Annotated in this window: 29 protein-coding genes; 21 read left to right on the top strand and 8 right to left on the bottom strand. The window is 55.9% G+C overall.

Going from position 1 to position 25494, the window contains the following annotated elements:
- Positions 1-51: 51 nt before the first annotated feature.
- The gene (gene pduF, locus J4728_RS06880) at positions 52-846 is read right to left on the bottom strand and encodes a propanediol diffusion facilitator PduF (RefSeq protein ID WP_001000023.1); all 795 of its coding nucleotides are present in this window, start codon (positions 844-846) and stop codon (positions 52-54) included.
- Between the two features lie 524 nt (positions 847-1370).
- Here pduF and pduA point away from each other — a divergent pair.
- The 21 genes from pduA (at position 1371) to pduX (ending at position 18145) form a co-directional block, all read left to right on the top strand.
- Complete coding sequence (pduA, locus tag J4728_RS06875) at positions 1371-1655, top strand: propanediol utilization microcompartment protein PduA (RefSeq protein ID WP_001183618.1); 285 nt, start codon at positions 1371-1373, stop codon at positions 1653-1655.
- Entirely contained in the window at positions 1652-2464 is an 813-nt protein-coding gene (pduB, locus tag J4728_RS06870; protein ID WP_000097497.1) for a propanediol utilization microcompartment protein PduB, read from the top strand. The genes pduA and pduB overlap by 4 nt, the downstream gene beginning before the upstream one ends.
- 18 nt (positions 2465-2482) lie before the next feature.
- Positions 2483-4147, top strand: a complete 1665-nt coding sequence (pduC, locus tag J4728_RS06865) for a propanediol dehydratase large subunit PduC (RefSeq protein WP_001256896.1) — start codon at positions 2483-2485, stop codon at positions 4145-4147.
- 10 nt (positions 4148-4157) lie between these two features.
- Positions 4158-4832 carry a propanediol dehydratase medium subunit PduD gene (gene pduD / locus J4728_RS06860; RefSeq protein WP_000405049.1) on the top strand — a complete coding sequence of 225 codons (675 nt, stop codon included), beginning with the start codon at positions 4158-4160 and terminating at the stop codon, positions 4830-4832.
- 14 nt (positions 4833-4846) lie between these two features.
- Positions 4847-5368: a propanediol dehydratase small subunit PduE gene (gene pduE / locus J4728_RS06855; RefSeq protein ID WP_001090600.1), complete on the top strand. Its 522-nt coding sequence runs from the start codon at positions 4847-4849 to the stop codon at positions 5366-5368.
- A 15-nt stretch (positions 5369-5383) separates the two neighbouring features.
- A complete protein-coding gene (gene pduG, locus J4728_RS06850) occupies positions 5384-7216 on the top strand; it encodes a propanediol dehydratase reactivase alpha subunit PduG (protein WP_208211477.1) in 1833 nt (610 codons plus the stop codon).
- Complete coding sequence (gene pduH, locus J4728_RS06845; RefSeq protein ID WP_000377964.1) at positions 7206-7556, top strand: propanediol dehydratase reactivase beta subunit PduH; 351 nt, start codon at positions 7206-7208, stop codon at positions 7554-7556. The genes pduG and pduH overlap by 11 nt, the downstream gene beginning before the upstream one ends.
- A gap of 18 nt (positions 7557-7574) precedes the next feature.
- The gene (pduJ, locus tag J4728_RS06840) at positions 7575-7850 is read left to right on the top strand and encodes a propanediol utilization microcompartment protein PduJ (protein ID WP_001057755.1); all 276 of its coding nucleotides are present in this window, start codon (positions 7575-7577) and stop codon (positions 7848-7850) included.
- 3 nt (positions 7851-7853) lie between these two features.
- Positions 7854-8336 (top strand): propanediol utilization microcompartment protein PduK, encoded by a 483-nt coding sequence (gene pduK, locus J4728_RS06835; RefSeq protein WP_077248491.1) that lies wholly within the window; start codon positions 7854-7856, stop codon positions 8334-8336.
- On the top strand, positions 8336-8968 hold the full coding sequence (locus J4728_RS06830; RefSeq protein ID WP_208211475.1) for a phosphate propanoyltransferase: 633 nt from the start codon (positions 8336-8338) through the stop codon (positions 8966-8968). Before pduK ends, J4728_RS06830 begins: the two co-directional genes overlap by 1 nt.
- Positions 8965-9456 carry a microcompartment protein PduM gene (pduM, locus tag J4728_RS06825; RefSeq protein ID WP_053445054.1) on the top strand — a complete coding sequence of 164 codons (492 nt, stop codon included), beginning with the start codon at positions 8965-8967 and terminating at the stop codon, positions 9454-9456. The genes J4728_RS06830 and pduM overlap by 4 nt, the downstream gene beginning before the upstream one ends.
- A 3-nt stretch (positions 9457-9459) precedes the next feature.
- Positions 9460-9735, top strand: a complete 276-nt coding sequence (pduN, locus tag J4728_RS06820) for a propanediol utilization microcompartment protein PduN (RefSeq protein ID WP_000549825.1) — start codon at positions 9460-9462, stop codon at positions 9733-9735.
- A 9-nt stretch (positions 9736-9744) separates the two neighbouring features.
- On the top strand, positions 9745-10755 hold the full coding sequence (pduO, locus tag J4728_RS06815) for a two-domain cob(I)yrinic acid a,c-diamide adenosyltransferase PduO (RefSeq protein ID WP_208211473.1): 1011 nt from the start codon (positions 9745-9747) through the stop codon (positions 10753-10755).
- Positions 10752-12146 (top strand): CoA-acylating propionaldehyde dehydrogenase PduP, encoded by a 1395-nt coding sequence (gene pduP / locus J4728_RS06810; RefSeq protein WP_208211471.1) that lies wholly within the window; start codon positions 10752-10754, stop codon positions 12144-12146. Before pduO ends, pduP begins: the two co-directional genes overlap by 4 nt.
- 11 nt (positions 12147-12157) lie before the next feature.
- Complete coding sequence (gene pduQ, locus J4728_RS06805) at positions 12158-13270, top strand: 1-propanol dehydrogenase PduQ (RefSeq protein ID WP_208211469.1); 1113 nt, start codon at positions 12158-12160, stop codon at positions 13268-13270.
- On the top strand, positions 13267-14622 hold the full coding sequence (pduS, locus tag J4728_RS06800; protein ID WP_023238902.1) for a cobalamin reductase PduS: 1356 nt from the start codon (positions 13267-13269) through the stop codon (positions 14620-14622). Before pduQ ends, pduS begins: the two co-directional genes overlap by 4 nt.
- A 2-nt stretch (positions 14623-14624) precedes the next feature.
- Positions 14625-15179, top strand: a complete 555-nt coding sequence (gene pduT / locus J4728_RS06795) for a propanediol utilization microcompartment protein PduT (protein ID WP_000075777.1) — start codon at positions 14625-14627, stop codon at positions 15177-15179.
- Positions 15179-15529, top strand: a complete 351-nt coding sequence (gene pduU / locus J4728_RS06790) for a propanediol utilization microcompartment protein PduU (protein ID WP_000441104.1) — start codon at positions 15179-15181, stop codon at positions 15527-15529. The genes pduT and pduU overlap by 1 nt, the downstream gene beginning before the upstream one ends.
- Before the next feature lie 4 nt (positions 15530-15533).
- Positions 15534-15986, top strand: a complete 453-nt coding sequence (gene pduV, locus J4728_RS06785) for a propanediol utilization protein PduV (protein ID WP_000826273.1) — start codon at positions 15534-15536, stop codon at positions 15984-15986.
- On the top strand, positions 15971-17185 hold the full coding sequence (gene pduW / locus J4728_RS06780; protein ID WP_000120643.1) for a propanediol utilization propionate kinase PduW: 1215 nt from the start codon (positions 15971-15973) through the stop codon (positions 17183-17185). Before pduV ends, pduW begins: the two co-directional genes overlap by 16 nt.
- Positions 17186-17278: 93 nt before the next feature.
- Entirely contained in the window at positions 17279-18145 is an 867-nt protein-coding gene (gene pduX / locus J4728_RS06775; protein ID WP_208211467.1) for an L-threonine kinase PduX, read from the top strand.
- Between the two features lie 33 nt (positions 18146-18178).
- Here pduX and J4728_RS06770 read toward each other — a convergent pair whose 3' ends face one another.
- The 7 genes from J4728_RS06770 to phsA form a co-directional block, all read right to left on the bottom strand.
- The gene (locus J4728_RS06770) at positions 18179-18514 is read right to left on the bottom strand and encodes a DUF496 family protein (protein WP_000450405.1); all 336 of its coding nucleotides are present in this window, start codon (positions 18512-18514) and stop codon (positions 18179-18181) included.
- Positions 18515-18758: 244 nt separating this feature from the next.
- A complete protein-coding gene (locus tag J4728_RS06765) occupies positions 18759-19817 on the bottom strand; it encodes an FUSC family protein (RefSeq protein WP_001200854.1) in 1059 nt (352 codons plus the stop codon).
- A gap of 118 nt (positions 19818-19935) precedes the next feature.
- Complete coding sequence (gene sbmC / locus J4728_RS06760; RefSeq protein ID WP_000384326.1) at positions 19936-20403, bottom strand: DNA gyrase inhibitor SbmC; 468 nt, start codon at positions 20401-20403, stop codon at positions 19936-19938.
- Between the two features lie 150 nt (positions 20404-20553).
- Positions 20554-21726, bottom strand: coding sequence for a serine-type D-Ala-D-Ala carboxypeptidase DacD (dacD, locus tag J4728_RS06755; protein WP_208211465.1), 1173 nt, complete (start codon positions 21724-21726; stop codon positions 20554-20556).
- Positions 21727-21849: 123 nt separating this feature from the next.
- On the bottom strand, positions 21850-22614 hold the full coding sequence (gene phsC / locus J4728_RS06750; protein ID WP_208211463.1) for a thiosulfate reductase cytochrome B subunit: 765 nt from the start codon (positions 22612-22614) through the stop codon (positions 21850-21852).
- Positions 22611-23189, bottom strand: coding sequence for a thiosulfate reductase electron transport protein PhsB (gene phsB, locus J4728_RS06745; RefSeq protein ID WP_001016236.1), 579 nt, complete (start codon positions 23187-23189; stop codon positions 22611-22613). Before phsB ends, phsC begins: the two co-directional genes overlap by 4 nt.
- A gap of 14 nt (positions 23190-23203) precedes the next feature.
- Positions 23204-25480 carry a thiosulfate reductase PhsA gene (gene phsA, locus J4728_RS06740; RefSeq protein WP_000028228.1) on the bottom strand — a complete coding sequence of 759 codons (2277 nt, stop codon included), beginning with the start codon at positions 25478-25480 and terminating at the stop codon, positions 23204-23206.
- Positions 25481-25494 lie beyond the last annotated feature (14 nt).

Raw genomic sequence — 25494 nt, 5'->3', positions numbered from 1 at the left:
TCTCACCTGTTTTTACGATACATCATTGCTGTGAATCTGGTTCGCATTTCCTTACAGTTCACAGCGGTTACAAGGTAAATTCTTACCAATAAAATAGCGATATATGGCTGCTCCGGCACAGGCGCCGATAACAGGCGCGACAATCGGCACGATAAAATAAGGGATCTCTCGCCCACCGCTCATCGCCATGTTCCCCCACCCCGCTAACCATGTGAACAGTTTGGGACCGAAATCACGCGCCGGGTTCATTGCAAAACCGGTAAGGGGTCCAGTAGACGCGCCGATAACGGCAACCAGTATCCCAATAAGCAAAGGCGCAAGCGGCCCTTTAGGAATGCCATTGCCATCATCCGTCAATGCCATGATCATGCCCATCAGAATCGACGTAATGACCACTTCCACCAACGCAGCCTGCCATACATTTAGCGCTGCGGCCGGATAGGTACTGAAAATGCTGGCTAATTGCAAACTTTCGACGCTACCGCGCACCATATGATGCGCAGTCTCAAATTCAGTAAAAAGGCTACTATAAAGCACATACGCCAGCAGAGCGCCGCCAAAAGCGCCGGCAAACTGGGCAATAATATAAGGCAATACTTTCTGTTTGGGGAAGCAGGCAAACAGCCACAGCGCAATCGTCACCGCAGGGTTAAGATGTCCGCCGGAGATTCCGGCAGTAAGGTAAACGGCCAGTGAAATTCCAAGCCCCCAAATAATGCAAATCTCCCATAATCCGAGGCTGGCGCCTGCGACTTTGAGCGCGCTCAAACAACCGATACCAAAAAACAAAAAGAGTCCGGTGCCTAAAAATTCCGCACCACATTGCGCCTTTAGAGAATCATTCATGTGACACCTTCTGAGCAAAGTTCGTGTCCTGGCCAGCGCAAGTTTCGGCTGGCGGTAGAGTACAGCTAACCTCACTATAAAAAGTGCCGCCTGTAAATTGTTGGCAACCTGCGAACCTGTCTCCCGGAAAAATCGTGTTGCGATAGCAAAATTTTGCTTTTCCGATATTTTTAGCAGCCCATCATACGGGAGATTCGAGCTATAAAATACGCCTGTGAAAATAATAAAATATTGCACAAGCCAACTTATCAATTTCGAATAAGCATCACATTTTGCGTCTTTCGCCATATCAAATAAAAATACTCTCGTCACTAACAAAAATGTAAAAATGAAATAATAAAAACAAAATAATCATATAGAGAATAATAAATTAAATGTAATTTATCAATAAGTTATAAAAGCAAAAGACAATTTAGTCATATTGCTTTCCCATTATTTTCTGATGCTCAACAGCAAGTCAGCCATTCTTTTTCCTCGCATCTTCTTATAGTCCCAACTATCGGAACACTCCATGCGAGGTCTTTATGCAACAAGAAGCACTAGGAATGGTAGAAACCAAAGGCTTAACCGCAGCCATAGAGGCCGCTGATGCAATGGTTAAGTCAGCCAATGTGATGTTAGTGGGCTATGAAAAGATTGGCTCTGGGCTGGTAACCGTCATCGTGCGCGGCGATGTTGGCGCGGTCAAAGCGGCCACCGATGCAGGTGCCGCAGCCGCACGCAACGTGGGTGAAGTGAAAGCCGTACACGTCATCCCACGCCCTCACACCGATGTAGAAAAAATCTTACCGAAGGGAATTAGCCAATGAGCAGCAATGAGCTGGTGGAACAGATCATGGCGCAGGTGATTGCCCGTGTGGCAACGCCGGAACAACAGGCCATCCCTGGTCAACCCCAACCTATACGAGAGACGGCTATGGCAGAAAAAAGCTGCAGTTTAACGGAATTTGTCGGGACCGCCATTGGCGATACCCTGGGCCTGGTTATCGCCAACGTCGATACCGCCCTGCTGGACGCGATGAAGCTTGAGAAGCGCTATCGTTCCATCGGCATTCTCGGCGCCCGCACCGGCGCTGGCCCGCACATTATGGCGGCGGACGAAGCGGTGAAAGCCACCAATACCGAAGTGGTCAGCATTGAGCTGCCGCGCGATACCAAAGGCGGAGCGGGCCACGGTTCGCTGATTATTTTAGGCGGTAACGACGTGTCCGACGTCAAGCGCGGTATCGAAGTCGCGCTGAAAGAGCTGGACCGCACCTTCGGTGATGTTTACGGCAACGAAGCCGGACATATCGAGCTGCAGTACACCGCTCGCGCCAGCTATGCGCTGGAAAAAGCGTTCGGCGCGCCGATTGGCCGCGCCTGCGGCATTATCGTCGGCGCTCCGGCTTCCGTCGGCGTACTGATGGCCGATACCGCGCTGAAGTCAGCCAACGTTGAAGTCGTGGCGTACAGCTCTCCGGCGCACGGCACCAGCTTTAGTAACGAAGCTATTCTGGTGATTTCCGGCGACTCCGGCGCGGTCCGTCAGGCGGTGACCTCCGCCCGCGAAATCGGCAAAACCGTCCTTGCGACCCTCGGTTCTGAACCGAAAAACGATCGCCCGTCCTACATCTGATACCCACGAGGCTGATTCATGAGATCGAAAAGATTTGAAGCACTGGCGAAACGCCCTGTGAATCAGGACGGCTTTGTTAAGGAGTGGATCGAAGAAGGCTTTATCGCGATGGAAAGCCCGAACGACCCAAAACCGTCGATAAAAATCGTTAACGGCGCGGTAACCGAGCTGGACGGAAAACCGGTTAGCGAATTCGACCTGATCGACCACTTTATCGCCCGCTACGGCATCAACCTGAACCGCGCCGAAGAAGTGATGGCGATGGATTCGGTCAAGCTGGCTAACATGCTGTGCGATCCGAACGTCAAGCGCAGCGAAATCGTTCCGCTAACCACCGCGATGACCCCAGCGAAAATTGTCGAAGTGGTTTCGCATATGAACGTGGTTGAGATGATGATGGCGATGCAGAAAATGCGCGCCCGCCGTACTCCATCTCAACAGGCGCACGTCACCAACGTTAAAGACAACCCGGTGCAAATTGCCGCCGATGCCGCCGAAGGCGCATGGCGCGGGTTTGACGAACAAGAGACGACGGTTGCGGTAGCGCGCTATGCGCCGTTCAACGCCATCGCGCTGCTGGTTGGTTCTCAGGTAGGTCGTCCGGGGGTACTGACTCAATGCTCGCTGGAAGAAGCCACCGAGCTGAAGCTCGGCATGCTGGGCCACACCTGCTACGCCGAAACCATCTCCGTTTACGGCACCGAGCCGGTCTTCACCGACGGTGACGATACCCCATGGTCGAAGGGCTTCTTAGCCTCTTCCTACGCCTCTCGCGGCCTGAAAATGCGCTTCACCTCCGGCTCCGGCTCCGAAGTGCAGATGGGCTACGCCGAAGGCAAATCCATGCTGTATCTGGAAGCGCGCTGCATCTATATCACCAAAGCCGCGGGCGTTCAGGGGCTGCAAAACGGCTCCGTAAGCTGCATCGGCGTACCGTCTGCCGTGCCGTCAGGCATTCGTGCCGTGCTGGCGGAAAACCTGATCTGCTCTTCGCTGGATCTGGAATGCGCCTCCAGTAACGACCAGACCTTCACCCACTCCGATATGCGTCGTACCGCGCGCCTGCTGATGCAGTTCCTGCCGGGTACCGACTTTATCTCCTCTGGTTATTCCGCGGTGCCGAACTACGACAACATGTTCGCCGGTTCCAACGAAGATGCGGAAGACTTTGACGACTACAACGTTATCCAGCGTGACCTGAAAGTGGACGGTGGTCTGCGCCCGGTTCGCGAAGAGGACGTTATCGCCATCCGTAACAAAGCCGCCCGCGCGCTGCAGGCCGTGTTTGCCGGAATGGGACTGCCGCCGATTACCGATGAAGAAGTTGAAGCCGCGACCTATGCCCACGGTTCGAAAGATATGCCGGAGCGTAACATCGTCGAAGACATCAAGTTCGCCCAGGAAATCATCAATAAAAACCGCAACGGTCTGGAAGTTGTGAAAGCGCTGGCGCAGGGCGGGTTTACCGACGTGGCCCAGGACATGCTCAACATCCAGAAAGCCAAGCTAACCGGCGACTATTTGCACACCTCCGCCATTATCGTCGGCGACGGACAAGTGCTCTCTGCGGTTAATGACGTCAATGACTATGCCGGTCCGGCAACAGGTTATCGCCTGCAGGGAGAACGCTGGGAAGAGATTAAAAACATCCCTGGCGCTCTTGATCCCAACGAGATTGATTAAGGGGTGAGAAATGGAAATTAATGAAAAATTGCTGCGCCAGATAATTGAAGACGTGCTCCGCGATATGAAGGGCAGCGATAAACCCGTCTCGTTTAATGCGCCTGCGGCATCCACAGCACCACAGACCGCTGCGCCTGCGGGCGACGGCTTTCTGACCGAAGTGGGCGAAGCGCGCCAGGGTACTCAGCAGGACGAAGTCATTATCGCCGTCGGCCCGGCATTTGGCCTGGCACAGACTGTTAATATCGTCGGCTTACCGCATAAGAGCATCCTGCGCGAAGTCATTGCCGGTATTGAAGAAGAAGGTATCAGAGCGCGCGTGATTCGCTGCTTTAAATCTTCCGACGTGGCGTTCGTCGCCGTTGAAGGTAACCGCCTGAGCGGCTCCGGCATTTCCATCGGCATCCAGTCGAAAGGCACTACGGTTATCCACCAGCAGGGACTACCGCCGCTCTCCAACCTGGAGTTGTTCCCGCAAGCACCGCTGCTGACGCTGGAAACCTACCGTCAGATTGGTAAAAACGCCGCCCGTTATGCGAAACGCGAATCACCGCAGCCGGTCCCTACGCTGAATGACCAGATGGCACGCCCGAAGTACCAGGCAAAGTCGGCCATTTTGCACATTAAAGAGACCAAGTACGTCGTGACGGGCAAAAACCCGCAGGAACTGCGCGTGGCGCTTTGATAAAGGATAACTCCATGAATACCGACGCAATTGAATCGATGGTTCGGGACGTATTGAGCCGCATGAACAGCCTGCAGGGCGATGCGCCAGCAGCGGCTCCTGCGGCAGGCGGCACGTCCCGCAGCGCAAAGGTCAGCGACTACCCGCTGGCGAACAAACACCCGGAATGGGTGAAAACCGCCACCAATAAAACGCTGGACGACTTTACGCTGGAAAACGTGCTGAGCAATAAAGTCACCGCTCAGGATATGCGTATTACCCCGGAAACCCTGCGCTTACAGGCCTCTATCGCCAAAGATGCGGGTCGCGACCGGCTGGCGATGAACTTTGAACGCGCCGCCGAACTGACCGCGGTACCGGACGATCGCATTCTTGAAATCTACAACGCCCTTCGCCCCTATCGCTCGACGAAAGAAGAGCTGATGGCTATCGCCGACGATCTCGAAAACCGCTATCAGGCGAAGATCTGCGCAGCTTTCGTTCGCGAAGCGGCAACGCTGTATGTCGAGCGTAAAAAACTCAAAGGCGACGATTAACTTTAGGGGTAGACAATGCGATATATAGCTGGCGTTGACATTGGTAACTCATCGACGGAAGTCGCCCTGGCGCGGCAGGATGAGGCTGGCGCGCTGACGATTACGCACAGCGCACTGGCGGAAACGACCGGGATCAAAGGCACGTTGCGTAACGTGTTCGGCATTCAGGAAGCGCTCGCCCTCGTCGCAAAGCGCGCGGGGATCAATGTCAGCGATATTTCGCTCATCCGCATTAACGAAGCCACGCCGGTGATTGGCGATGTGGCGATGGAAACCATTACCGAAACCATCATCACCGAATCGACAATGATCGGCCATAACCCCAAAACGCCGGGCGGAGTAGGCCTTGGTGTGGGTATCACGATTACGCCGGAGGAGCTGTTAACCCGCCCGGCGGACTCGTCCTATATTCTGGTGGTGTCATCAGCATTCGATTTTGCCGACATCGCCAATGTTATCAACGCCTCAATGCGCGCCGGATACCAGATTACCGGCGTCATTTTGCAGCGCGACGATGGCGTACTGGTCAGCAACCGGCTGGAAAAATCGCTGCCGATCGTTGACGAGGTTCTGTACATCGACCGCATTCCGCTGGGGATGCTGGCGGCGATTGAAGTCGCCGTGCCGGGGAAGGTTATCGAAACCCTCTCCAACCCTTACGGCATCGCCACCGTATTCAACCTCAACGCCAATGAGACGAAAAACATCGTCCCGATGGCGCGCGCGCTGATTGGCAACCGTTCCGCCGTGGTCGTTAAAACGCCATCCGGCGACGTCAAAGCGCGCGCAATACCCGCCGGTAACCTGGAGCTGCAGGCTCAGGGTCGTACCGTGCGCGTGGATGTTGCCGCCGGTGCCGAAGCTATCATGAAAGCGGTGGACGGCTGCGGCAAGCTCGACAACGTCACCGGCGAGGCCGGGACCAATATCGGCGGCATGCTGGAGCACGTGCGCCAGACCATGGCCGAGCTAACCAATAAGCCCAGCAGCGAGATTTTCATTCAGGATCTTCTGGCCGTTGACACCTCGGTTCCGGTGAGCGTCACCGGCGGTCTGGCCGGGGAGTTCTCGCTGGAGCAGGCCGTCGGCATCGCCTCGATGGTGAAATCAGACCGTCTGCAAATGGCGATGATTGCCCGTGAAATTGAGCAGAAGCTTAATATCGACGTGCAGATCGGCGGCGCTGAGGCTGAAGCCGCCATTCTGGGCGCGCTGACCACGCCGGGTACCACCCGACCGCTGGCGATCCTCGACCTCGGCGCGGGCTCCACCGATGCCTCCATCATCAACCCTAAAGGCGAAATCATCGCCACCCATCTCGCCGGAGCAGGCGACATGGTGACGATGATTATTGCCCGCGAACTGGGGCTGGAAGACCGCTATCTGGCGGAAGAGATCAAAAAATACCCGCTGGCTAAGGTCGAAAGCCTGTTCCACTTACGCCACGAGGACGGCAGCGTCCAGTTCTTCCCGACGCCGCTGCCTCCTGCGGTGTTCGCCCGCGTCTGCGTGGTGAAACCGGACGAACTGGTGCCGCTTCCCGGCGACTTAGCGCTGGAAAAAGTGCGCGCCATTCGCCGCAGCGCCAAAGAGCGCGTCTTTGTCACCAACGCCCTGCGCGCGCTGCGCCAGGTCAGTCCAACCGGCAACATTCGCGATATTCCGTTCGTGGTGCTGGTCGGCGGCTCGTCGCTGGATTTCGAAGTTCCGCAGTTGGTCACCGATGCGCTGGCGCACTACCGCCTGGTCGCCGGGCGGGGAAATATTCGCGGTAGCGAAGGCCCAAGAAACGCGGTAGCCACCGGCCTGATTCTCTCCTGGCACAAGGAGTTTGCGCATGGACAGTAATCACAGCGCCCCGGCTATCGTCATTACCGTTATCAACGACTGCGCCAGCCTCTGGCACGAAGTGCTGCTGGGTATCGAAGAGGAAGGCATCCCTTTCCTGCTTCAGCATCACCCAGCTGGAGATGTCGTTGACAGCGCCTGGCAGGCGGCGCGTAGCTCGCCGCTGCTGGTTGGCATTGCCTGCGATCGACACTCGCTGGTCGTACATTACAAGAATTTACCCGCATCGGCGCCGCTTTTTACGCTGATGCATCATCAGGACAGTCTGGCCCATCGCAATACCGGTAATAACGCGGCACGGCTGGTCAAAGGGATCCCTTTTCGGGATCTCCATGCTTAATCACAGGAGAACGGCAGTATGAATAACGCACTGGGACTGGTTGAAACAAAAGGGCTGGTCGGCGCCATTGAAGCCGCCGATGCAATGGTTAAATCCGCCAACGTACAGCTGGTGGGCTACGAAAAAATTGGTTCTGGCCTGGTTACCGTCATGGTTCGCGGCGATGTCGGCGCGGTTAAAGCAGCCGTAGATGCAGGCAGCGCGGCGGCAAGCGTCGTGGGTGAAGTGAAATCCTGCCACGTTATCCCGCGTCCGCACAGTGATGTTGAGGCCATTTTACCGAAATCAGCCTAATCGATGGCGAATAAGGAGCACCGCGTGAAGCAATCACTGGGATTACTTGAAGTTTGTGGTCTGGCACTGGCTATCAGCTGCGCCGATATCATGGCGAAATCCGCTTCTATCACGCTGCTCGCCCTCGAAAAGACCAATGGTTCAGGCTGGATGGTGATTAAAATTACCGGTGATGTGGCCTCCGTGCAGGCGGCCATCACCACCGGTGCGCATTTCGCCGAACAGCGGAATGGCCTGGTGGCCCACAAGGTTATCGCCAGGCCCGGAGAAGGGATCCTGCTCGCAGAGGCTCCCTCCCCCTCCGTCATAGAACCTGAGCCTGAAGCGTCAGAGATAGCTGATGTCGTTTCTGAAGCGCCAGCCGAAGAGGCCCCGCAGGAATCAGAACTGGTCAGCTGCAATCTGTGTCTGGATCCAAAATGTCCGCGCCAGAAGGGCGAACCTCGTACGCTTTGCATTCATTCTGGCAAGCGAGGTGAAGCGTAATGGATAAAGAGCTTCTGCAATCAACGGTCCGTAAAGTTCTCGACGAGATGCGCCAGCGGCCTATTCCTCTGGGCGTCTCAAACCGTCATATCCACCTGTCCGCGCAGGATTATGAGCAGCTATTTCCTGGACATCCCATCAGCGAAAAAAAAGCGCTACTGCAGCCGGGACAATATGCTGCGGAGCAAACCGTCACCCTGGTGGGACCGAAAGGGCAGCTCAAAAATGTGCGCCTGCTCGGCCCGCTGCGCTCGGTAAGCCAGGTAGAAATATCGCGTACCGATGCCAGAACACTGGGGATTACGGCGCCGCTGAGAATGTCCGGCAACCTGAAGGGGACGCCGGGCATCCGCCTGGTCAGCCCCTTTGGCGAACTGGAATTATCTTCCGGGGTTATCGTCGCGCAGCGGCATATTCATATGTCGCCGCTTGATGCGCTGATCCTGAAGGTCTCCCACGGCGATAGGGTTTCGGTAGCGATTGAAGGCGACGAGCGCGGGCTGATTTTCAACAATGTGGCGATTCGCGTTTCACCGGACATGCGCCTCGAAATGCACATTGATACCGATGAAGCCAACGCCGCAGGTGCCGATAACCCGCAGGCCTTTGCCCGGCTGGTAGGCCCGCGATGAACGGCGAAATTCTGCAGCGCATTGTCGAGGAGATTGTCTCCCGGCTGCAGCGCCGTGCCCAGAGCACGGCGACGCTGAGCGTTGCGCAGCTTCGCGATGCCGACTGCCCAGCGCTGTTCTGTCAGCACGCGTCGCTGCGCATCCTGCTCGTCGACCTGCCGCTGCTGGGTCAGCTTGCGGATGCGGAAACCGACGATGCCGCAGCCCGGAAAATTCACGACGCGCTGGCGTTTGGCATCCGCGTGCAGCTCAGCCTGCACAGCCAGCTGCTGCCGGTTATCCCGGTCAAAAAACTGGCTCGTCTGCCGGTGGTATTCACCGATGAGCGCGGACTGCCGCTGGTTCTGTACGCGGGTTCGGTGCTGAGCTATCGCGATGTCGCGCTGCTAAGCCAGGGGCGTCTGGTTATCCACCGCAAATGCATCGTGACGGCCATGGCGCGTGACGCGGCCAATGCGCGGAATATTCAATTAATTAAGCAGGAGTAAATCATGCATCTGGCACGAGTCACGGGCGCGGTTGTCTCCACGCAAAAATCACCTTCTTTGATTGGGAAAAAGCTGCTGCTGGTGCGTCGGGTCAGCGCCGATGGCGAACTCCCCGCCTCGCCCACCTCCGGCGATGAAGTGGCCGTGGACTCCGTCGGCGCGGGCGTAGGCGAACTGGTTTTGCTCAGCGGCGGCTCCAGCGCCAGGCACGTTTTTTCCGGGCCAAATGAGGCCATTGACCTCGCCGTTGTCGGCATTGTAGATACGCTTTCGCGTTAAGGGGCGGTTATGGCGATTTATACCCGAACAGGTGACGCAGGCACCACATCTCTGTTTACCGGCCAGCGGGTGAGCAAAACGCACCCGCGGGTTGAAGCCTACGGCACGCTGGATGAGCTGAATGCCGCGCTGAGCCTGTGCGCCTGCGCCGCTGCGGATGAAAACCACCGCACCTTACTCGAGGCCATCCAGCAGCAACTTTTTTGGTTTAGCGCAGAGCTGGCCAGCGACAGCGAGCAGCCGTCGCCCAAACAGCGCTACATCAGCAGCGAAGAGATTTCGGCCCTGGAAGCCGCTATCGATCGGGCAATGGCCCGCGTCGAACCGCTGCACAGCTTTATTTTACCCGGACGCTGCGAAGCCGCGAGCCGATTACATTTTGCCCGCACGCTGGCGCGCCGCGCCGAACGCCGTCTGGTTGAACTGACAACTGAAGTCAACGTACGCCAGGTGCTGATGCGCTACATCAACCGCTTATCGGACTGCCTGTACGCCCTGGCCCGCGCGGAAGATAGCGATGCGCACCAGGCCAACATCATCCGTGAAGTTAGCAAGCGCTATCTGGCTGCCTGCCAGCCGCCCCACAGCAAGGAGACGACGCCCGTGGCCCTCTCATTCCACGATCTGCACCAGCTCACCCGCGCCGCCGTTGAACGCGCGCAGCAACTGCAGGTTCCGGTAGTCGTCAGCATCGTTGACGCGCACGGCACGGAAACTGTGACCTGGCGGATGCCGGACACCCTGCTGGTCAGCAGCGAACTGGCGCCGAAAAAGGCCTGGACCGCAGTGGCGATGAAAACGGCGACCCATGAGCTGAGCAATATCGTTCAGCCGGGCGCCGCGCTTTACGGTCTGGAAAGTCATTTACAGGGAAAAGTGGTCACCTTTGGCGGCGGTTACGCCCTGTGGCGCGACGGCATATTAATTGGGGGTCTTGGCATCAGCGGCGGCAGCGTTGAGCAGGACATGGACATAGCACAGACCGCCATCGCGGCTATTAACGTGGGAACTCATCAATGAATACTTCTGAACTCGAAACCCTGATTCGCACCATTCTTAGCGAGCAATTAACCACGCCGACGCAAACGCCGGCCCAGCCTCAGGGCAAAGGGATTTTCCAGTCCGTGAGCGAGGCTATCGACGCCGCGCATCAGGCGTTCTTACGTTATCAGCAGTGTCCGCTGAAAACCCGCAGCGCTATCATCAGCGCGATGCGTCAGGAGCTGACGCCGCTGCTGGCGACCCTGGCGGAAGAGAGCGCCAATGAAACGGGGATGGGCAACAAAGAAGATAAATTCCTCAAAAACAAGGCTGCGCTGGACAACACGCCGGGCGTAGAAGATCTCACCACCACCGCGCTGACCGGCGACGGCGGCATGGTGCTGTTTGAATACTCACCGTTTGGCGTTATCGGTTCGGTCGCCCCAAGCACCAACCCGACGGAAACCATCATCAATAACAGCATCAGCATGTTGGCGGCGGGCAATAGTATTTACTTTAGCCCGCATCCGGGCGCGAAAAAGGTCTCTCTGAAGCTGATTAGCCTGATTGAAGAGATTGCCTTCCGCTGCTGCGGCATCCGCAATCTGGTGGTGACTGTAGCTGAACCCACCTTCGAAGCGACCCAGCAGATGATGGCCCACCCGCGCATCGCAGTACTGGCGATTACCGGTGGTCCGGGCATTGTGGCAATGGGCATGAAGAGCGGTAAGAAGGTGATTGGCGCGGGCGCGGGTAACCCGCCCTGCATCGTCGATGAAACAGCGGACCTGGTGAAAGCGGCGGAAGATATCATTAACGGCGCGTCATTCGATTACAACCTGCCCTGCATTGCCGAGAAGAGCCTGATCGTAGTGGAGAGCGTCGCCAAGCGTCTGGTACAGCAAATGCAAACCTTCGGCGCGCTGCTGCTAAGCCCTGCCGATACCGACAAACTCCGCGCCGTCTGCCTGCCTGAAGGCCAGGCGAATAAAAAACTGGTCGGCAAGAGCCCATCGGCCATGCTGGAAGCCGCCGGGATCGCTGTCCCGGCAAAAGCGCCGCGTCTGCTGATTGCGCTGGTTAACGCTGACGATCCGTGGGTCACCAGCGAACAGTTGATGCCGATGCTGCCGGTGGTAAAAGTCAGCGATTTCGATAGCGCGCTGGCACTGGCCCTGAAGGTTGAAGAGGGGTTGCATCACACCGCGATCATGCACTCGCAGAACGTGTCGCGCCTGAACCTCGCGGCCCGCACCCTGCAAACCTCGATATTCGTCAAAAACGGCCCTTCTTATGCCGGGATCGGCGTCGGCGGCGAAGGCTTTACCACCTTCACTATCGCCACACCAACCGGTGAAGGGACCACGTCAGCGCGTACTTTTGCCCGCTCCCGGCGCTGCGTACTGACCAACGGCTTTTCTATTCGCTAACCGAGGTCGCGATGAATACCTTCTCACTACAAACGCGGTTGTACAGCGGTCAGGGCAGTCTGGCGGTGCTCAAGCGCTTTACCAATAAGCACATCTGGATAATCTGCGATGGCTTTCTGGCGCGCTCTCCGCTGCTGGATACCCTGCGTAACGCGCTGCCCGCAGATAACCGCATCAGCGTCTTTAGCGAGATAACGCCGGACCCCACCATCCATACCGTGGTGCAGGGCATTGCGCAAATGCAGGCTCTGCAACCGCAGGTGGTAATCGGTTTTGGCGGCGGCTCGGCAATGGACGCGGCGAAAGCGATTGTCTGGTTTAGCCAGCAGAGCGGGATCAACATCGAAACCTGCGTGGCGATCCCGACCACCAGCGGCACCGGCTCGGAAGTGACCAGCGCCTGCGTAATTAGCGACCCGGATAAAGGCATCAAGTATCCGCTGTTCAACAATGCGCTGTATCCGGATATGGCGATCCTCGCCCCGGAGCTGGTGGTCAGCGTACCGCCGCAGATTACCGCCAACACCGGCATGGACGTGCTGACCCACGCCCTGGAGGCCTGGGTGTCACCGCGCGCCAGCGACTTTACCGACGCGCCAGCGGAAAAAGCCGCCAAACTGGTGTTCCAGTATCTGCCCACGGCGGTGGAAAAAGGCGACTGCGTGGCGACGCGCGGGAAAATGCACAATGCCTCAACGCTCGCCGGGATGGCCTTCAGCCAGGCGGGGCTGGGGCTTAACCACGCGATAGCCCACCAGCTTGGCGGGCAGTTTCATCTGCCGCATGGCCTGGCCAACGCCCTGCTGTTAACCACGGTTATCCGTTTTAACGCCGGCGTTCCGCGCGCCGCCAAACGCTACGCGCGGCTGGCCAAAGCCTGCGGTTTTTGCCCGGCAGAAGCCAATGATATCGCGGCGATCAATGCGCTGATTCAGCAAATCGAACTGCTTAAGCAACGCTGCGCCCTTCCCTCACTGGCCGTTGCGCTTAAAGAAGGAAGATCCAACTTTTCCGCACGCATTCCGGCGATGGTGCAGGCCGCGCTGGCGGACGTTACGCTGCGCACCAACCCGCGCCCGGCCAGCGCCGAAGAAATTCGTGAACTGCTGGAGGAACTGCTATGAGCACCGCCATCAACAGCGTTGAAATGTCCCTTAGCGCCGATGAAATTCGTGAGCGCGTCCGCGTAGCGGGCGTTGTCGGTGCGGGCGGCGCAGGTTTTCCCGCTCACGTCAAACTACAGGCGCAGGTAGAGATTTTTCTGGTGAACGCCGCCGAGTGTGAACCGATGCTCAAAGTTGACCAGCAACTGATGTGGCAGCAAGCTGCGCGCCTTGTGCGCGGCGTACAGTACGCCATGACGGCGACCGGCGCGCGCGAAGGGGTGATTGCCCTGAAAGAAAAATACCGCCGGGCCATCGACGCCCTTACCCCGCTACTGCCCGCCGGTATCCGCCTGCATATTCTGCCGGATGTTTATCCGGCGGGCGATGAGGTGCTGACTATCTGGATGGCAACCGGTCGTCGGGTCGCCCCGGCTGCGCTACCGGCCAGCGTCGGCGTGGTCGTCAATAACGTGCAAACGGTGCTGAATATTGCCCGGGCGGTCGAGCAGCAGTTTCCGGTCACTCGTCGCACGTTGACCGTGAACGGCGCGGTCGCCAGACCGTTGACCGTTACCGTTCCTATCGGCATGTCACTGCATGAAGTGCTGGCGCTGGCGGGCGGCGCAACGGTCGACGATCCTGGTTTTATTAACGGCGGCCCGATGATGGGTGGCCTGATTACCTCTCTTGATAACCCGGTGACGAAAACTACCGGCGGCCTGCTGGTGCTCCCCAAAAGCCATCTGCTTATCCAGCGCAGAATGCAGGACGAGCGCACGGTGCTTTCCGTCGCGCGCACCGTCTGCGAACAGTGCCGACTGTGTACCGATCTCTGCCCACGGCATCTGATCGGCCACGAACTCTCCCCGCACCTGCTGGTGCGGGCGGTGAACTTTCACCAGGCTGCCACGCCGCAGTTGCTGCTGAGCGCCCTTACCTGCTCGGAATGCAACGTTTGCGAAAGCGTGGCCTGCCCGGTGGGGATCTCGCCGATGCGCATCAACCGCATGTTAAAACGCGAGCTACGGGCGCAAAACCAGCGCTACGAAGGGCCGCTGAATCCGGCCGACGAGATGGCGAAATATCGCCTGGTGCCGGTGAAGCGGCTGATCGCCAAACTGGGACTAAGCCCCTGGTACCAGGAAGCGCCGCTGGTTGAAGAAGAGCCGTCAGTAGAAAAAGTCACTTTGCAGCTGCGCCAGCATATTGGTGCCAGCGCAGTACCGACTGTTGCCGTCGGCGAGCGCGTGACGCGCGGGCAATGCGTTGCCGATGTCCCGGCAGGTGCATTAGGCGCGCCGATTCACGCCAGCATCGACGGCGTTGTATCGGCCATCAGCGAACAGGCCATCACGGTTGTAAGAGGTTAACCATGTCTCAGGCTATAGGAATTTTAGAACTCACCAGCATCGCCAAAGGCATGGAGCTTGGTGATGCCATGCTGAAAAGCGCCAACGTTAATCTGCTGGTCAGTAAGACCATCTGCCCAGGTAAGTTTTTACTGATGCTGGGCGGCGATATCGGCGCTATCCAGCAGGCCATTGAAACCGGTACGTCGCAGGCCGGCGAGATGCTCGTCGACAGCCTGGTGCTGGCCAATATTCATCCCAGCGTACTTCCGGCCATCAGCGGCCTGAACAGCGTCGATAAGCGCCAGGCGGTAGGTATCGTCGAAACCTGGAGCGTAGCGGCCTGCATTAGCGCCGCAGACCGGGCGGTAAAAGGCTCAAACGTCACCCTGGTGCGGGTGCATATGGCCTTCGGCATCGGCGGTAAATGCTACATGGTGGTGGCGGGCGACGTTTCTGACGTCAATAACGCCGTGACGGTTGCCAGCGAAAGCGCGGGCGAGAAAGGGTTGTTGGTTTACCGTTCGGTGATCCCACGCCCGCATGAAGCCATGTGGCGACAGATGGTGGAGGGATAATGGAAAGACAACCGACAACGGATCGCATGATTCAGGAATACGTGCCGGGGAAACAGGTCACTCTCGCGCACCTGATTGCTAATCCAGGGAAAGATCTCTTTAAGAAGCTGGGCCTGCAGGATGCGGTGTCCGCCATTGGCATCCTTACCATCACGCCGAGCGAAGCATCTATTATTGCCTGCGATATTGCTACCAAATCCGGCGCGGTGGAGATTGGGTTTCTTGACCGCTTTACCGGCGCGGTGGTGCTGACTGGCGATGTTTCTGCTGTGCAATATGCCCTCAAGCAGGTGACGCGCACCCTGGGCGAAATGATGCAGTTCACCACCTGTTCGATCACCCGGACGTAATTCAATGAAGCGTCTGATGTTTATCGGCCCCAGCCAGTGCGGCAAAACCTCGCTGACCCAAAGCCTGCGCGGCGAAGCGCTCCATTATAAGAAAACCCAGGCGATTGAATGGTCGCCGATGGCCATCGACACGCCGGGCGAGTACCTGGAGAACCGCTGCCTGTATAGCGCCCTGCTGACCAGCGCCTGCGAGGCCGACGTTATCGCCCTGGTGCTGAACGCCGACGCCCAGTGGTCGCCCTTTTCTCCGGGGTTTACCGCCCCGATGAACCGCCCGACGATTGGCCTGGTCACCAAGGCCGATCTCGCCGACCCGCAGCGTAATTCGCTGGTTGCGGAATGGCTTACGCAGGCTGGCGCCCGGCAGATTTTTATTACCAGCGCGCTGAATAACTCGGGTCTCGACGCCGTGCTGGATTTTCTGAATTCGAAGGAACCTTTATGTCTTACAAAATAATGGCCATTAACGCCGGCAGCTCATCGTTAAAATTCCAGCTGCTGGAGATGCCGCAGGGCGACATGCTCTGTCAGGGGCTGATTGAGCGTATTGGAATGGCGGATGCGCAGGTGACAATTAAGACGCACAGCCAAAAATGGCAGGAAACCGTCCCCGTTGCCGATCATCGCGATGCGGTAACGCTGCTTCTGGAAAAGCTGCTGGGTTATCAAATCATTAACAGTCTGCGGGACATTGACGGGGTGGGCCATCGTGTGGCGCACGGCGGTGAGTTTTTTAAAGACTCGACGCTGGTCACGGATGAAACGTTAGCGCAAATCGAACGTCTTGCTGAACTGGCCCCGCTTCACAACCCGGTAAACGCGTTGGGTATTCACGTTTTTCGTCAACTGTTGCCTGATGCCCCTTCCATAGCCGTGTTTGATACGGCATTTCACCAGACGCTGGATGAACCCGCCTATATTTACCCGCTTCCCTGGCATTATTACGCGGAACTGGGGATTCGCCGTTATGGCTTTCATGGCACCAGCCATAAGTATGTCAGCGGCGTTCTGGCGGAAAAGCTGGGCGTACCACTCAGCGCATTACGGGTGATTTGTTGTCATCTTGGAAACGGTAGCAGCATCTGCGCCATCAAGAACGGGCGTTCGGTCAATACGTCGATGGGCTTTACGCCGCAGTCAGGCGTGATGATGGGCACCCGTAGCGGAGATATTGATCCCTCTATTCTGCCGTGGATAGCCCAGCGCGAAAGCAAAACGCCGCAACAGTTGAATCAGTTATTAAATAATGAGTCAGGCTTGCTGGGCGTTTCTGGCGTGTCGTCTGATTACCGCGATGTCGAACAGGCAGCCAATACCGGTAACCGGCAGGCTAAACTCGCTCTCACTCTGTTTGCCGAACGCATTCGCGCCACCATTGGCAGCTATATTATGCAAATGGGAGGACTGGATGCGCTGGTATTCACTGGGGGCATTGGCGAGAACTCAGCGCGCGCCAGATCGGCGGTGTGCCATAATTTGCAATTTTTGGGCTTAGCCGTTGATGAAGAGAAAAATCAGCGTAATGCGACATTTATCCAGACGGAGAACGCCCTGGTGAAAGTCGCCGTCATCAACACCAACGAAGAGTTAATGATCGCACAAGACGTTATGCGCATTGCGCTACCGGCCACGGAAGGGCTTTGTGTACCAGCCTGAGAGGGTTAAACGACGCATTGCGGCAAGTCATGGTAATAATGCTTTTACCATGACACTATGCGCGCACACTATTCGTACCTGAAAGGTGATAACGTGGCTGTTGCGCAATGCCCCGCCTCATGCGGGGAACTTATCCAGGGATGGATTCTGGGCAGTGAGAAACTGGTCTCCTGCCCCGTTGACTGGTACAGCACCGTAGCAGTCACGGCTGCGCCGCCGTTGGTAAACGAACGCCCATTGTCGCGGGCGATGGTGGAGCGCGTTCTGGCGCACTGGCAGTATCCTGCGCACTGGAGTAACGAGATTCGCGTCGATGTGCGTTCGTCAATTCCTGTTGCCAAAGGCATGGCCAGCAGCACCGCAGATATTGCCGCTACGGCGGTGGCAACGGCGCATCATCTTGGCCATTCGCTGGATGAAACCACCCTTGCACAGCTTTGCGTCTCAATCGAACCCACTGATAGCATCGTTTTTCATCAGTTAACGCTGTTTGATCATAATAATGCGGTCACGCAAATCGCCTGCGAGCCACCGCCGCCAATCGATTTGCTGGTACTGGAAAGTCCGGTCACACTGCGCACGCAAGATTACCACCGTCTCCCTCGCCAGCAGAAATTAATAGCAAGTTCAGCAACCTTGCAGCAGGCCTGGAATCTGGTGCAGGAAGCCTGTATAACGCAAAATCCGCTCCGACTGGGTGAGGCGGCTACGCTTAGCGCTATCGCCAGCCAGACGCTGTTACCTAAGCCAGGATTTACCGCCCTGTTGTCGCTGGTCGAAGAGTGTGATTTATACGGATTGAACGTGGCACATAGCGGTAGCGTGGTGGGTCTGATGCTGGACCGGAAACGTCATGATATTGCGCGCCTGAAAGGTAAGCTGGCAGAGAAAAAACTTACCCGACACTGGCCAAAACAACATTTACTCAAGATGGTCACAGGCGGGGTCAAACTGCAGTGAGAGCCTGATATACGCTCCCACTGCCGTAGCGCATTATTCGGCTTTTACATCGGCGTGTTTCATTTCGCCCATCGCTTTCAGCTTTTTGGAAATGTCGCGACGCTCTTTGGAGATTTCGGCATTTTTAATGATGTAGTCATCAACGCGATCTTCATAGTCGCTTTTCATACTGGCGATGATACCCTGAATCGCCTCAACGCTCATACCTGGCTTGATGTAGTCGCTCAGGTTGTCCAGCAGCAGCACACGCTTCTGGTTGTCACGGATCTTCTTCTCAATGTCCTGAATTTCACGCTGCAGTTTATTTTTACGACGGAACAGACGAACAAACTCCAGCACGTCCTGGAAAGAAGGCTTGGTTGTTTCCATTTTTACACCCCTGATAATGTGAGATTCGGATTCGTTAAGCAACTGCTAGTGGATAAACATTACGTTTATCCCCGTCATACTTCAAGCCGCCAGAGGAAACACCGTTACGTCGCCGTCTGGGGAAACCTGAAGGTTCGGGGATAAAATCGTTGCCAGTAGCACTCATTTTATCCTTATATTAGTATCATACTCTTAATCTTTGCTGAATCGAAGCAGCAACAAATTCATTCGCCCCATCTGCTTTTTATTTGCGCAAAGCCCGGCAGATCAAATGTGAAAGCAGTTCCAACTGTCGGGCAGTTTCCATACTTAGCCAAACATAGCCGTGGATGGGGGTTTCAGCCACCGCGTCGCCCTGCTGCTCGTTCATTAGCTGCCGCAACTCGGCAGCAATATCATTCAGTTTACCGGTGTTTGCCAGTACCGGCTGCGGGTTGCCTTCAAACAACGCGTGGGCGATCGTTAGCAAGGTTTGCTGCGTCATCTGCTGGGTTTCACGCAATGTGTGCGCGTTAAGCATCACAAAATGGCTGGCGCGCGTCGCCCAGTGGGCATTGATTTGTAATTCAAGCATACAAACCAGGTTGCGGTTGATGGTCTGAATGGCCTCGAAAATAGATTTTTGTATCCGGGTTTCTTTACTGGCAGGCGTTATCAGCCCGCGCATTTTGACGACATCGTTCAGCAACCGTTGCAAATGTTTATCCAACCGGGGGCGCTCCAGCAAATTCGGCGACAGCGCTGCCTGATACACCCGATTATACGCCGTGACGCAATGAGCCAGTTGGATGCGCCAGTGCAAAAAGGCGCGCTGGGGCCAGATGCCGGTAAACAACATTGCCAGTAGCGACCCCAAAATCACATCCCCGCCACGCCATAATGCCGTATCCATATCACCAGCGGGAGCGCCGACAACAACGGCGAGCGTTATGCCTATCAGTAGCGCCTGATACGGTTTTTTCCCTAAGGCCAGCCAGCCGCACAAAAACATCGCTATCGCACACCACACCAGCATCAGCGGTAAGGAAAAGAGCTCCAGGCGTAGCGCCACCAGCCCTAACGCCGCGCCCAGAATCGTACCGCCTATGCGCTCAAAAGCACGAGGCACTACATTTCCCCAGAATGAGATGGGCCCCATAATCACCACTAACGTGATTAGCGGCCATGTGCCCTCGGGAATAGAAAACAGACGAACCAGCAGAAAGGTAAGAATGAACGCCAGGGCGATACGTATGCCATGCACGATGCGATAATGACGGTACAACCGTATTTCAAAAGGGCTTAATGACTTATCGGCACGCACGCTTGCGCTCCTTACGGGAATGGCAAAAAATGCATTGTACCTGCTTTATAGCAAAAATAGCGCACTGGCGGACGGAACACATTATCCGTCCGCTCTTTTCAGCCAGGAAACCAGTCGTTCACTTCCGCTGTACCGGAATATACATTTCAATATCCCAGTATCCATCTTCCATGCCGTTATTCAGATAGGTTTCAAAACAGGGCGCAGAGGCTATCTGATAAGCGCTATCCTGCTCCAGGACATCAAAAAACCGTTCCCACGGCTTCGCAAAGTCACGGTCTTCCACTCGCGCGACAGCAGTGGCATATTCGCCGCCTTCAATGGCGGTCACGATTACGCCTTCGCTATTGTCCGGCAGGATGAAATTCTCTGCCACGGACACCACGGTATCGCAGCGGAGTTTTTCTGCAGGTACGACATCTGGATTGTCGTAATAGACGGCAATCCATTCAACTGGCACGATCCGCTGTCGATCCACCCACGTCATCAGTTGTTCAAAACCCTGCTTCACGGTGTGTTCCCATGGACCGACCATGTGGAAACCGGCTATCTTGCGTTTTTGTTCCTGCCTGATTTCGTAATCCATGCTGCCTCCGTCACTTTACTATACTGTATGAATGTACAGTATAATTACAGCCTTTTACGGTCACAAGGACAGCGTGATCATTTTGTGAGCAACCTCGCAATCCCGCCCTTTTGACACCTCAGATGACGGTGAACGGTGTGTGACAACGGCTTACGCTTTATGCTGAAAATAGTCGCTCAGACGAGAGAACATACCGCCTTTACCCACCGACTCCAGAGTGACCAGCGGCCACTGAGCGATCAGTTTATCCCGATCGTATAGCTCTATTTCACCTACCCGTTGATGAGCGGCGATTGGCGCCTCCAGCTCTTTTCTATCCAGCACATATTTTGCTTTGATATGCGGAATTTCCGCTTTAGGCAGCGCCATCCAGAAATCCTGTTCCGTACCCAGCGCAATCTTTTCTTTATCTCCATACCAGATTCGCTCGCTGCCCACTTTTTTACCGCTGTGCAAAATCTGCACCGTCGCAAAGTTTTGCTGGTCCCACTGCAACAGTTTTCGCGCCTGTTCCTCACGGCCTTTCGAACTTTTCGCCCCCATCACGACGGCGATAAGTCGACGCTGCCCGTCCACCGCCGATGCGATAAGATTAAATCCCGCCCCCGATGTGTGTCCGGTTTTAAGCCCATCGATATGCATGGTCTTATCCCACAACAAGCCGTTGCGGTTCTGCTGCGTGATGCCGTTCCAGGTCAGGCTTTTCTCGCTGTACATGTGATAAAATTCAGGTTCGCCGTGAATAATCGCCCGGGAGAGTACGGCCAGATCATACGCGGAGCTATGTTGTCCCGGCGCATCCAGACCGTGGACGGTTTCAAAATGGGTATCCTGCAAATTGAGTTTTTTCACATAGCTGTTCATCATCGCCACAAACTGCGGCTGCCCGCCCGCGATATAATCCGCCAGCGCCACACAGGCATCGTTACCGGAATCCACAATTAAGCCACGGCTTAAATCGCGTACCGACACGCGATCCCCTTCTTTTAAAAACATCAACGAGGAGCCGACAAACACCGGATTATCCTTCGCCCAGGCATCGCGCCCAACGGTGACGATATCGTCAGGGCTGATACGATGACTATCGATGGCGCGATCGACGACGTAGCCCGTCATTAGCTTGGTAAGGCTGGCGGGATTACGTTGCTGGTGTTCATTACCGGCGGTAAGAACCTGTCCCGTAGTGTAATCCATCAACACCCAAGCGCCTGCATCAATGGCTGGCGGTTGGGGAGCAAAACTTACGGCATCGGCCGCAAGCGCAGGAGAAAGGTGCATCGCGAATAAAGAAGCGGCAATAAACAAACGGCGTTTCAACAGCATGTCCTCAGGATGGTCTCTATTTGCCGTTCTTTTTACGGAAGTTCAGTTAAACAAACATGGATAAATTGCAAGAAAATGTGACACAAGGCACATTTTCTTGCTGACATTATTTTATGGATACGCTCAGACGGCGGAATTATCCCCGCGCGGCGCGGTACGATGACGATGATAGCCGTCAACCATGCTACGGAAAATTTGTCCCGGCGTGTCGCCAAGAGTACACAGATAGAGATGCGCGCAAATAAACAGTAAGCCGATGATAGCAAGCGCCATATGCAGCACCAGCATCACAGGGCCCAGACCCGCAACCTGCGGATAGAGACACAGCAAACCGGTGATGATTAACAGCGGTACCAGCGCGTACATAATCGCCAGATATGCCAGTTGTTGCAGTGGATTGAACTTATTCTGCTCTGTTGCCGCGAACGGATGCGCTTCCCCTTTCATAATGCCAAAAAGGTAAAAACGCGTCTGGCGTATGCAGCGCGTTACCAGTCCGGAAAAATTTACCCGATAGTGACGCCCGTTACCTGTGGTGAGGTTGATCAGCACAAACCCGACCCAGAAAGCCAGTAAGGCAAAACCACACCAGGTATGCACTTGTACCATTAGCGCTACAGGGCCGAGAGAAAAATGACCAAATAAACCGCTTAACAGTAATAAAACAAACAGTAACGCATTTCCCCAATGCCAACGGCGAATCGCCAGCGAGTAGAGATAGTCACGATGCTCTTCGCTGCCCGCCGTTTTTGGCGCCAGCATCCGGCGCAATAACGCATGGATAACCAGCCCAACAAGCATGAGCAGCACCACGACGCCTGCATAAATTAACCACAGCGGCCAATAATCTGGCGCATAGTGTAGTTCCGCTCCCCAGATAGTATTCATGCTTTACCCTCCTGATGGACTTCTTTACGACGGTACAGACTGACCGCGCCGCTACGCGCCTCCTGCTGGCGATAGACCTCTTTCTGACCGACCCAGCGCTGGATCTCGCTCTCATCCAGTCTGCCGAATTTCAGCGCGTCCGTTGGGCAAACGGATACGCACGCCGGAGACTGGCCAGCCGCCAACCGCGTGTCGGCGCAGAAGTTACACTTGTCGGCGACACCGGTTTGCGGATTCAAATAGCGCACATGGAAAGGACACGCGGCAACACAATAATCGCAGCCAATACAGCGCGATTTATCCACCTGCACGATCCCGTTTTCATCACGATATGACGCTCCGGTAGGACAAACGCTGACACATGGCGCATTTTCACAGTGCTGACAGGAGACGCGGACAAATTGAAAATGGGTTAGTGCGTTGGATGCCTGTTCAGGGGCGCGAATTTGTACCTGTACGCGGCTAAATCCCTCCGGTACGTCATTAAGCACTTTGCAGGCAACGGTACACGCCTGGCAGCCGATACAACGTTTTTCATCATGCAGCATGACGTACTGATTCGTTAAATGATTCATGGTTCCCTCCTCCCTCATGCCCGGCTCAGCGTCACGCCTGCGGTATGCACTACCGTACCGGATACCGGACTCGTCACGTGCGGCAGTAAATTTCCGCAGTGGATACCGTGTGTCGTCGCCGCCGTTTTGGCCCCAGCTTTAGCGCCAAATCCCATATAGACAAAAAGCGTGTCCGGGCGGATACCGGGCGTCACCAGCGCCTTACCTTTCTCTTTACCCGTGGCATTTTCCAGCCAGATCTCATCGCCGGTCTTAATGCCTTTTTCTTGCGCCGTTTGCGGATGAACCCAGACCGCGTTATCCCACATTAGCTCGCTGAGTAAAGGTACGTACTGCGTCGCGCCATTGGTATGCACGGCCACCTTGCCCTGAATGAAGTAAAGCTCATTCTCTTTTTTCAGCGCAAAGTCACGAACGCGCGGAACGCCGTAGCCAGGGAGCAATTCCTCCAGGGTTGCGGAATAAAGTTCGATTTTGCCGGAGGGCGATTTGAAGCGAAGCTGTTCGCCATAGGTGTTGTCACTGTCCGTCGCGATAGCGCCGGGGTAACGCGCCGTAAACTGACGAACGGATTCTGGTTCGCGTAATAGCAGCGGAACGCCCCATTCGAGATACCCTTTCTGTCGCAGTTCCTTCGCTAAGGCATGGTCGCCGTTCAACTGATAGAGTTGGCGCGTCTGCATATCCTGCCACGGATAGTACTGCCCTAATCCCAACTGCTCGCCAAGTTCTTTCCAGATTTGCCAACTCGGACGCGCCTCGCCAATCGGCTCTACGACCTGTTGGCGCAGAGCGTAAGCCGGGTGCAGTCCCGACATATCGGATACCTCTTCGTCCCGTTCGAGATAGGTGCATTCCGGCAGCAGATAGTCGGCATATGCCGCGCTCTCGCTCAAATAGACATCGCAGCTGACCACCAGATCCAGTTGCTCAACGGTTTTTACCAGGTCCGAACGACAGGTGACGGTCTGGAAAGGATTATGCCGCGACATAATCCACGCCTTTATCGGGTAAGGCTTCTGGGTTAACGCCGAGTCAATAATGCTTTGCACCACGCCGCCGCCAGCGGCGATATATTTAAACTGCGGTGCGACCAAATCGATGCGTTGCGCCGTCGGTTTCGGCATATTTTTAATGTTGAGTTTCGCCAGCGTTGGCGCGACCTTTTCTCCGGCCAGTTTATTGTAAACAGACGCGTTTTTTTTCTGATATAGCCCGCCTTCGCGCTCAATATTACCGAGCAGCACATTAAGCGTAAAAATCATACGCCGCATATCGATCTCTTCCTGCGAGAACGTCGCGCGATGACCAGGACTGACAATAGCGTGAGGCGCGCAGGCAGCCAGTTCGCGTGTCACCCGGACAATAACGTCGGCTGGGACATCGGCCTGCGCGGCGGCCCATTCCGGCGTCGTCTCTTTTACCGCCTGTGCTAACTGTTCAAATCCGCTGGTATAACGCTCAACAAAAGACGCATCGTAGAGCTGTTCATCAATCATGACGTGGCACATCGCCAGCAGAACCGCTAAATCCCCCCCGGGACGAATAGCGTGCCACTCATCCGCCTTGCTGGAAAATATCGACAAACGCGGATCGAAGCTCACCATTTTGGCCCCCTTCTCCTGCGCGGTCATTAACTCATGGGTATCGGCAACTTCAATCCCTTCATACAAATTGTGGCCAAACGAAACCAGATAGCGCGTGTTAGCGATATCCATCGCCAGATCGCCGCCCATCATCACTTTTGCCGCAATGGCTTTCCCGGCAGGGCATGTTGAGGCGTGAGTAAAGGTATTAGGCGAACCAAAGGCCGTAGCCAGATGGAAAAGATGGCTGGAGAGCGAGCCCGATTTGGAAGAGAAAGCCACGCTCTCGGGGCCATGCTGCGCTTTGATGGCATTCATTTTCGCCGCGATTTCCTGGTAAGCCTGTTGCCAGCTAATCACCTGCCATTCACCGTCGCCGCGTGGCCCGGTGCGTTTCATAGGTTTTACAATCCGTTGCGGGTCATTGACCAGGCTGACGCCGCTCCCGCCCCTGGCGCATATGCGCGTCCCCTGCTGCGGCGCAGAAGGATTGCCCTGGATAAAAACGGTCTTGTTATTGACTACCTGCGCCTGAATAGGGCAACGAAAGGAACACATTTCGCACAAACTTGGCGTTAGCGTGGTTTTACCGTTAATGCCGGCAATCGGGTTGCGCGCCAGCGCCCCGGGCGGAAAAGCGCCCAGCGCGCAGGCAGAGCAGCCTATGCCTACCCCCTGCAAAAAAGAACGACGACTAATGCTCATATAACCTCCTGTTA

The sequence above is a fragment of the Salmonella sp. 32070601201500089SM genome (assembly GCF_017573605.1).
Taxonomy (GTDB): domain Bacteria; phylum Pseudomonadota; class Gammaproteobacteria; order Enterobacterales; family Enterobacteriaceae; genus Salmonella; species Salmonella enterica.
The sequence above is the reverse complement of the archived record's forward strand: the minus strand, read 5'-3'. Positions and strand labels throughout refer to the sequence as shown.

What these genes read in the sequence shown, in the direction of transcription:
- pduG (WP_208211477.1), top strand. Translation starts at nt 5,384, where the DNA reads ATGCGATATATAGCTGGCGTTGACATTGGTAACTCATCGACGGAAGTC.
- pduQ (WP_208211469.1), top strand. Translation starts at nt 12,158, where the DNA reads ATGAATACCTTCTCACTACAAACGCGGTTGTACAGCGGTCAGGGCAGT.
- phsB (WP_001016236.1), bottom strand. Translation starts at nt 23,189, where the DNA reads ATGAATCATTTAACGAATCAGTACGTCATGCTGCATGATGAAAAACGT.
- J4728_RS06830 (WP_208211475.1), top strand. Translation starts at nt 8,336, where the DNA reads ATGGATAAAGAGCTTCTGCAATCAACGGTCCGTAAAGTTCTCGACGAG.
- pduW (WP_000120643.1), top strand. Translation starts at nt 15,971, where the DNA reads ATGTCTTACAAAATAATGGCCATTAACGCCGGCAGCTCATCGTTAAAA.
- pduM (WP_053445054.1), top strand. Translation starts at nt 8,965, where the DNA reads ATGAACGGCGAAATTCTGCAGCGCATTGTCGAGGAGATTGTCTCCCGG.
- pduA (WP_001183618.1), top strand. Translation starts at nt 1,371, where the DNA reads ATGCAACAAGAAGCACTAGGAATGGTAGAAACCAAAGGCTTAACCGCA.
- pduP (WP_208211471.1), top strand. Translation starts at nt 10,752, where the DNA reads ATGAATACTTCTGAACTCGAAACCCTGATTCGCACCATTCTTAGCGAG.
- pduK (WP_077248491.1), top strand. Translation starts at nt 7,854, where the DNA reads ATGGCGAATAAGGAGCACCGCGTGAAGCAATCACTGGGATTACTTGAA.
- pduT (WP_000075777.1), top strand. Translation starts at nt 14,625, where the DNA reads ATGTCTCAGGCTATAGGAATTTTAGAACTCACCAGCATCGCCAAAGGC.
- pduH (WP_000377964.1), top strand. Translation starts at nt 7,206, where the DNA reads ATGGACAGTAATCACAGCGCCCCGGCTATCGTCATTACCGTTATCAAC.
- pduB (WP_000097497.1), top strand. Translation starts at nt 1,652, where the DNA reads ATGAGCAGCAATGAGCTGGTGGAACAGATCATGGCGCAGGTGATTGCC.
- pduJ (WP_001057755.1), top strand. Translation starts at nt 7,575, where the DNA reads ATGAATAACGCACTGGGACTGGTTGAAACAAAAGGGCTGGTCGGCGCC.
- phsA (WP_000028228.1), bottom strand. Translation starts at nt 25,480, where the DNA reads ATGAGCATTAGTCGTCGTTCTTTTTTGCAGGGGGTAGGCATAGGCTGC.
- J4728_RS06770 (WP_000450405.1), bottom strand. Translation starts at nt 18,514, where the DNA reads ATGGAAACAACCAAGCCTTCTTTCCAGGACGTGCTGGAGTTTGTTCGT.
- pduN (WP_000549825.1), top strand. Translation starts at nt 9,460, where the DNA reads ATGCATCTGGCACGAGTCACGGGCGCGGTTGTCTCCACGCAAAAATCA.
- pduF (WP_001000023.1), bottom strand. Translation starts at nt 846, where the DNA reads ATGAATGATTCTCTAAAGGCGCAATGTGGTGCGGAATTTTTAGGCACC.
- phsC (WP_208211463.1), bottom strand. Translation starts at nt 22,614, where the DNA reads ATGAATACTATCTGGGGAGCGGAACTACACTATGCGCCAGATTATTGG.
- pduO (WP_208211473.1), top strand. Translation starts at nt 9,745, where the DNA reads ATGGCGATTTATACCCGAACAGGTGACGCAGGCACCACATCTCTGTTT.
- pduC (WP_001256896.1), top strand. Translation starts at nt 2,483, where the DNA reads ATGAGATCGAAAAGATTTGAAGCACTGGCGAAACGCCCTGTGAATCAG.
- pduS (WP_023238902.1), top strand. Translation starts at nt 13,267, where the DNA reads ATGAGCACCGCCATCAACAGCGTTGAAATGTCCCTTAGCGCCGATGAA.
- sbmC (WP_000384326.1), bottom strand. Translation starts at nt 20,403, where the DNA reads ATGGATTACGAAATCAGGCAGGAACAAAAACGCAAGATAGCCGGTTTC.
- pduV (WP_000826273.1), top strand. Translation starts at nt 15,534, where the DNA reads ATGAAGCGTCTGATGTTTATCGGCCCCAGCCAGTGCGGCAAAACCTCG.
- pduE (WP_001090600.1), top strand. Translation starts at nt 4,847, where the DNA reads ATGAATACCGACGCAATTGAATCGATGGTTCGGGACGTATTGAGCCGC.
- pduD (WP_000405049.1), top strand. Translation starts at nt 4,158, where the DNA reads ATGGAAATTAATGAAAAATTGCTGCGCCAGATAATTGAAGACGTGCTC.
- dacD (WP_208211465.1), bottom strand. Translation starts at nt 21,726, where the DNA reads ATGCTGTTGAAACGCCGTTTGTTTATTGCCGCTTCTTTATTCGCGATG.
- pduU (WP_000441104.1), top strand. Translation starts at nt 15,179, where the DNA reads ATGGAAAGACAACCGACAACGGATCGCATGATTCAGGAATACGTGCCG.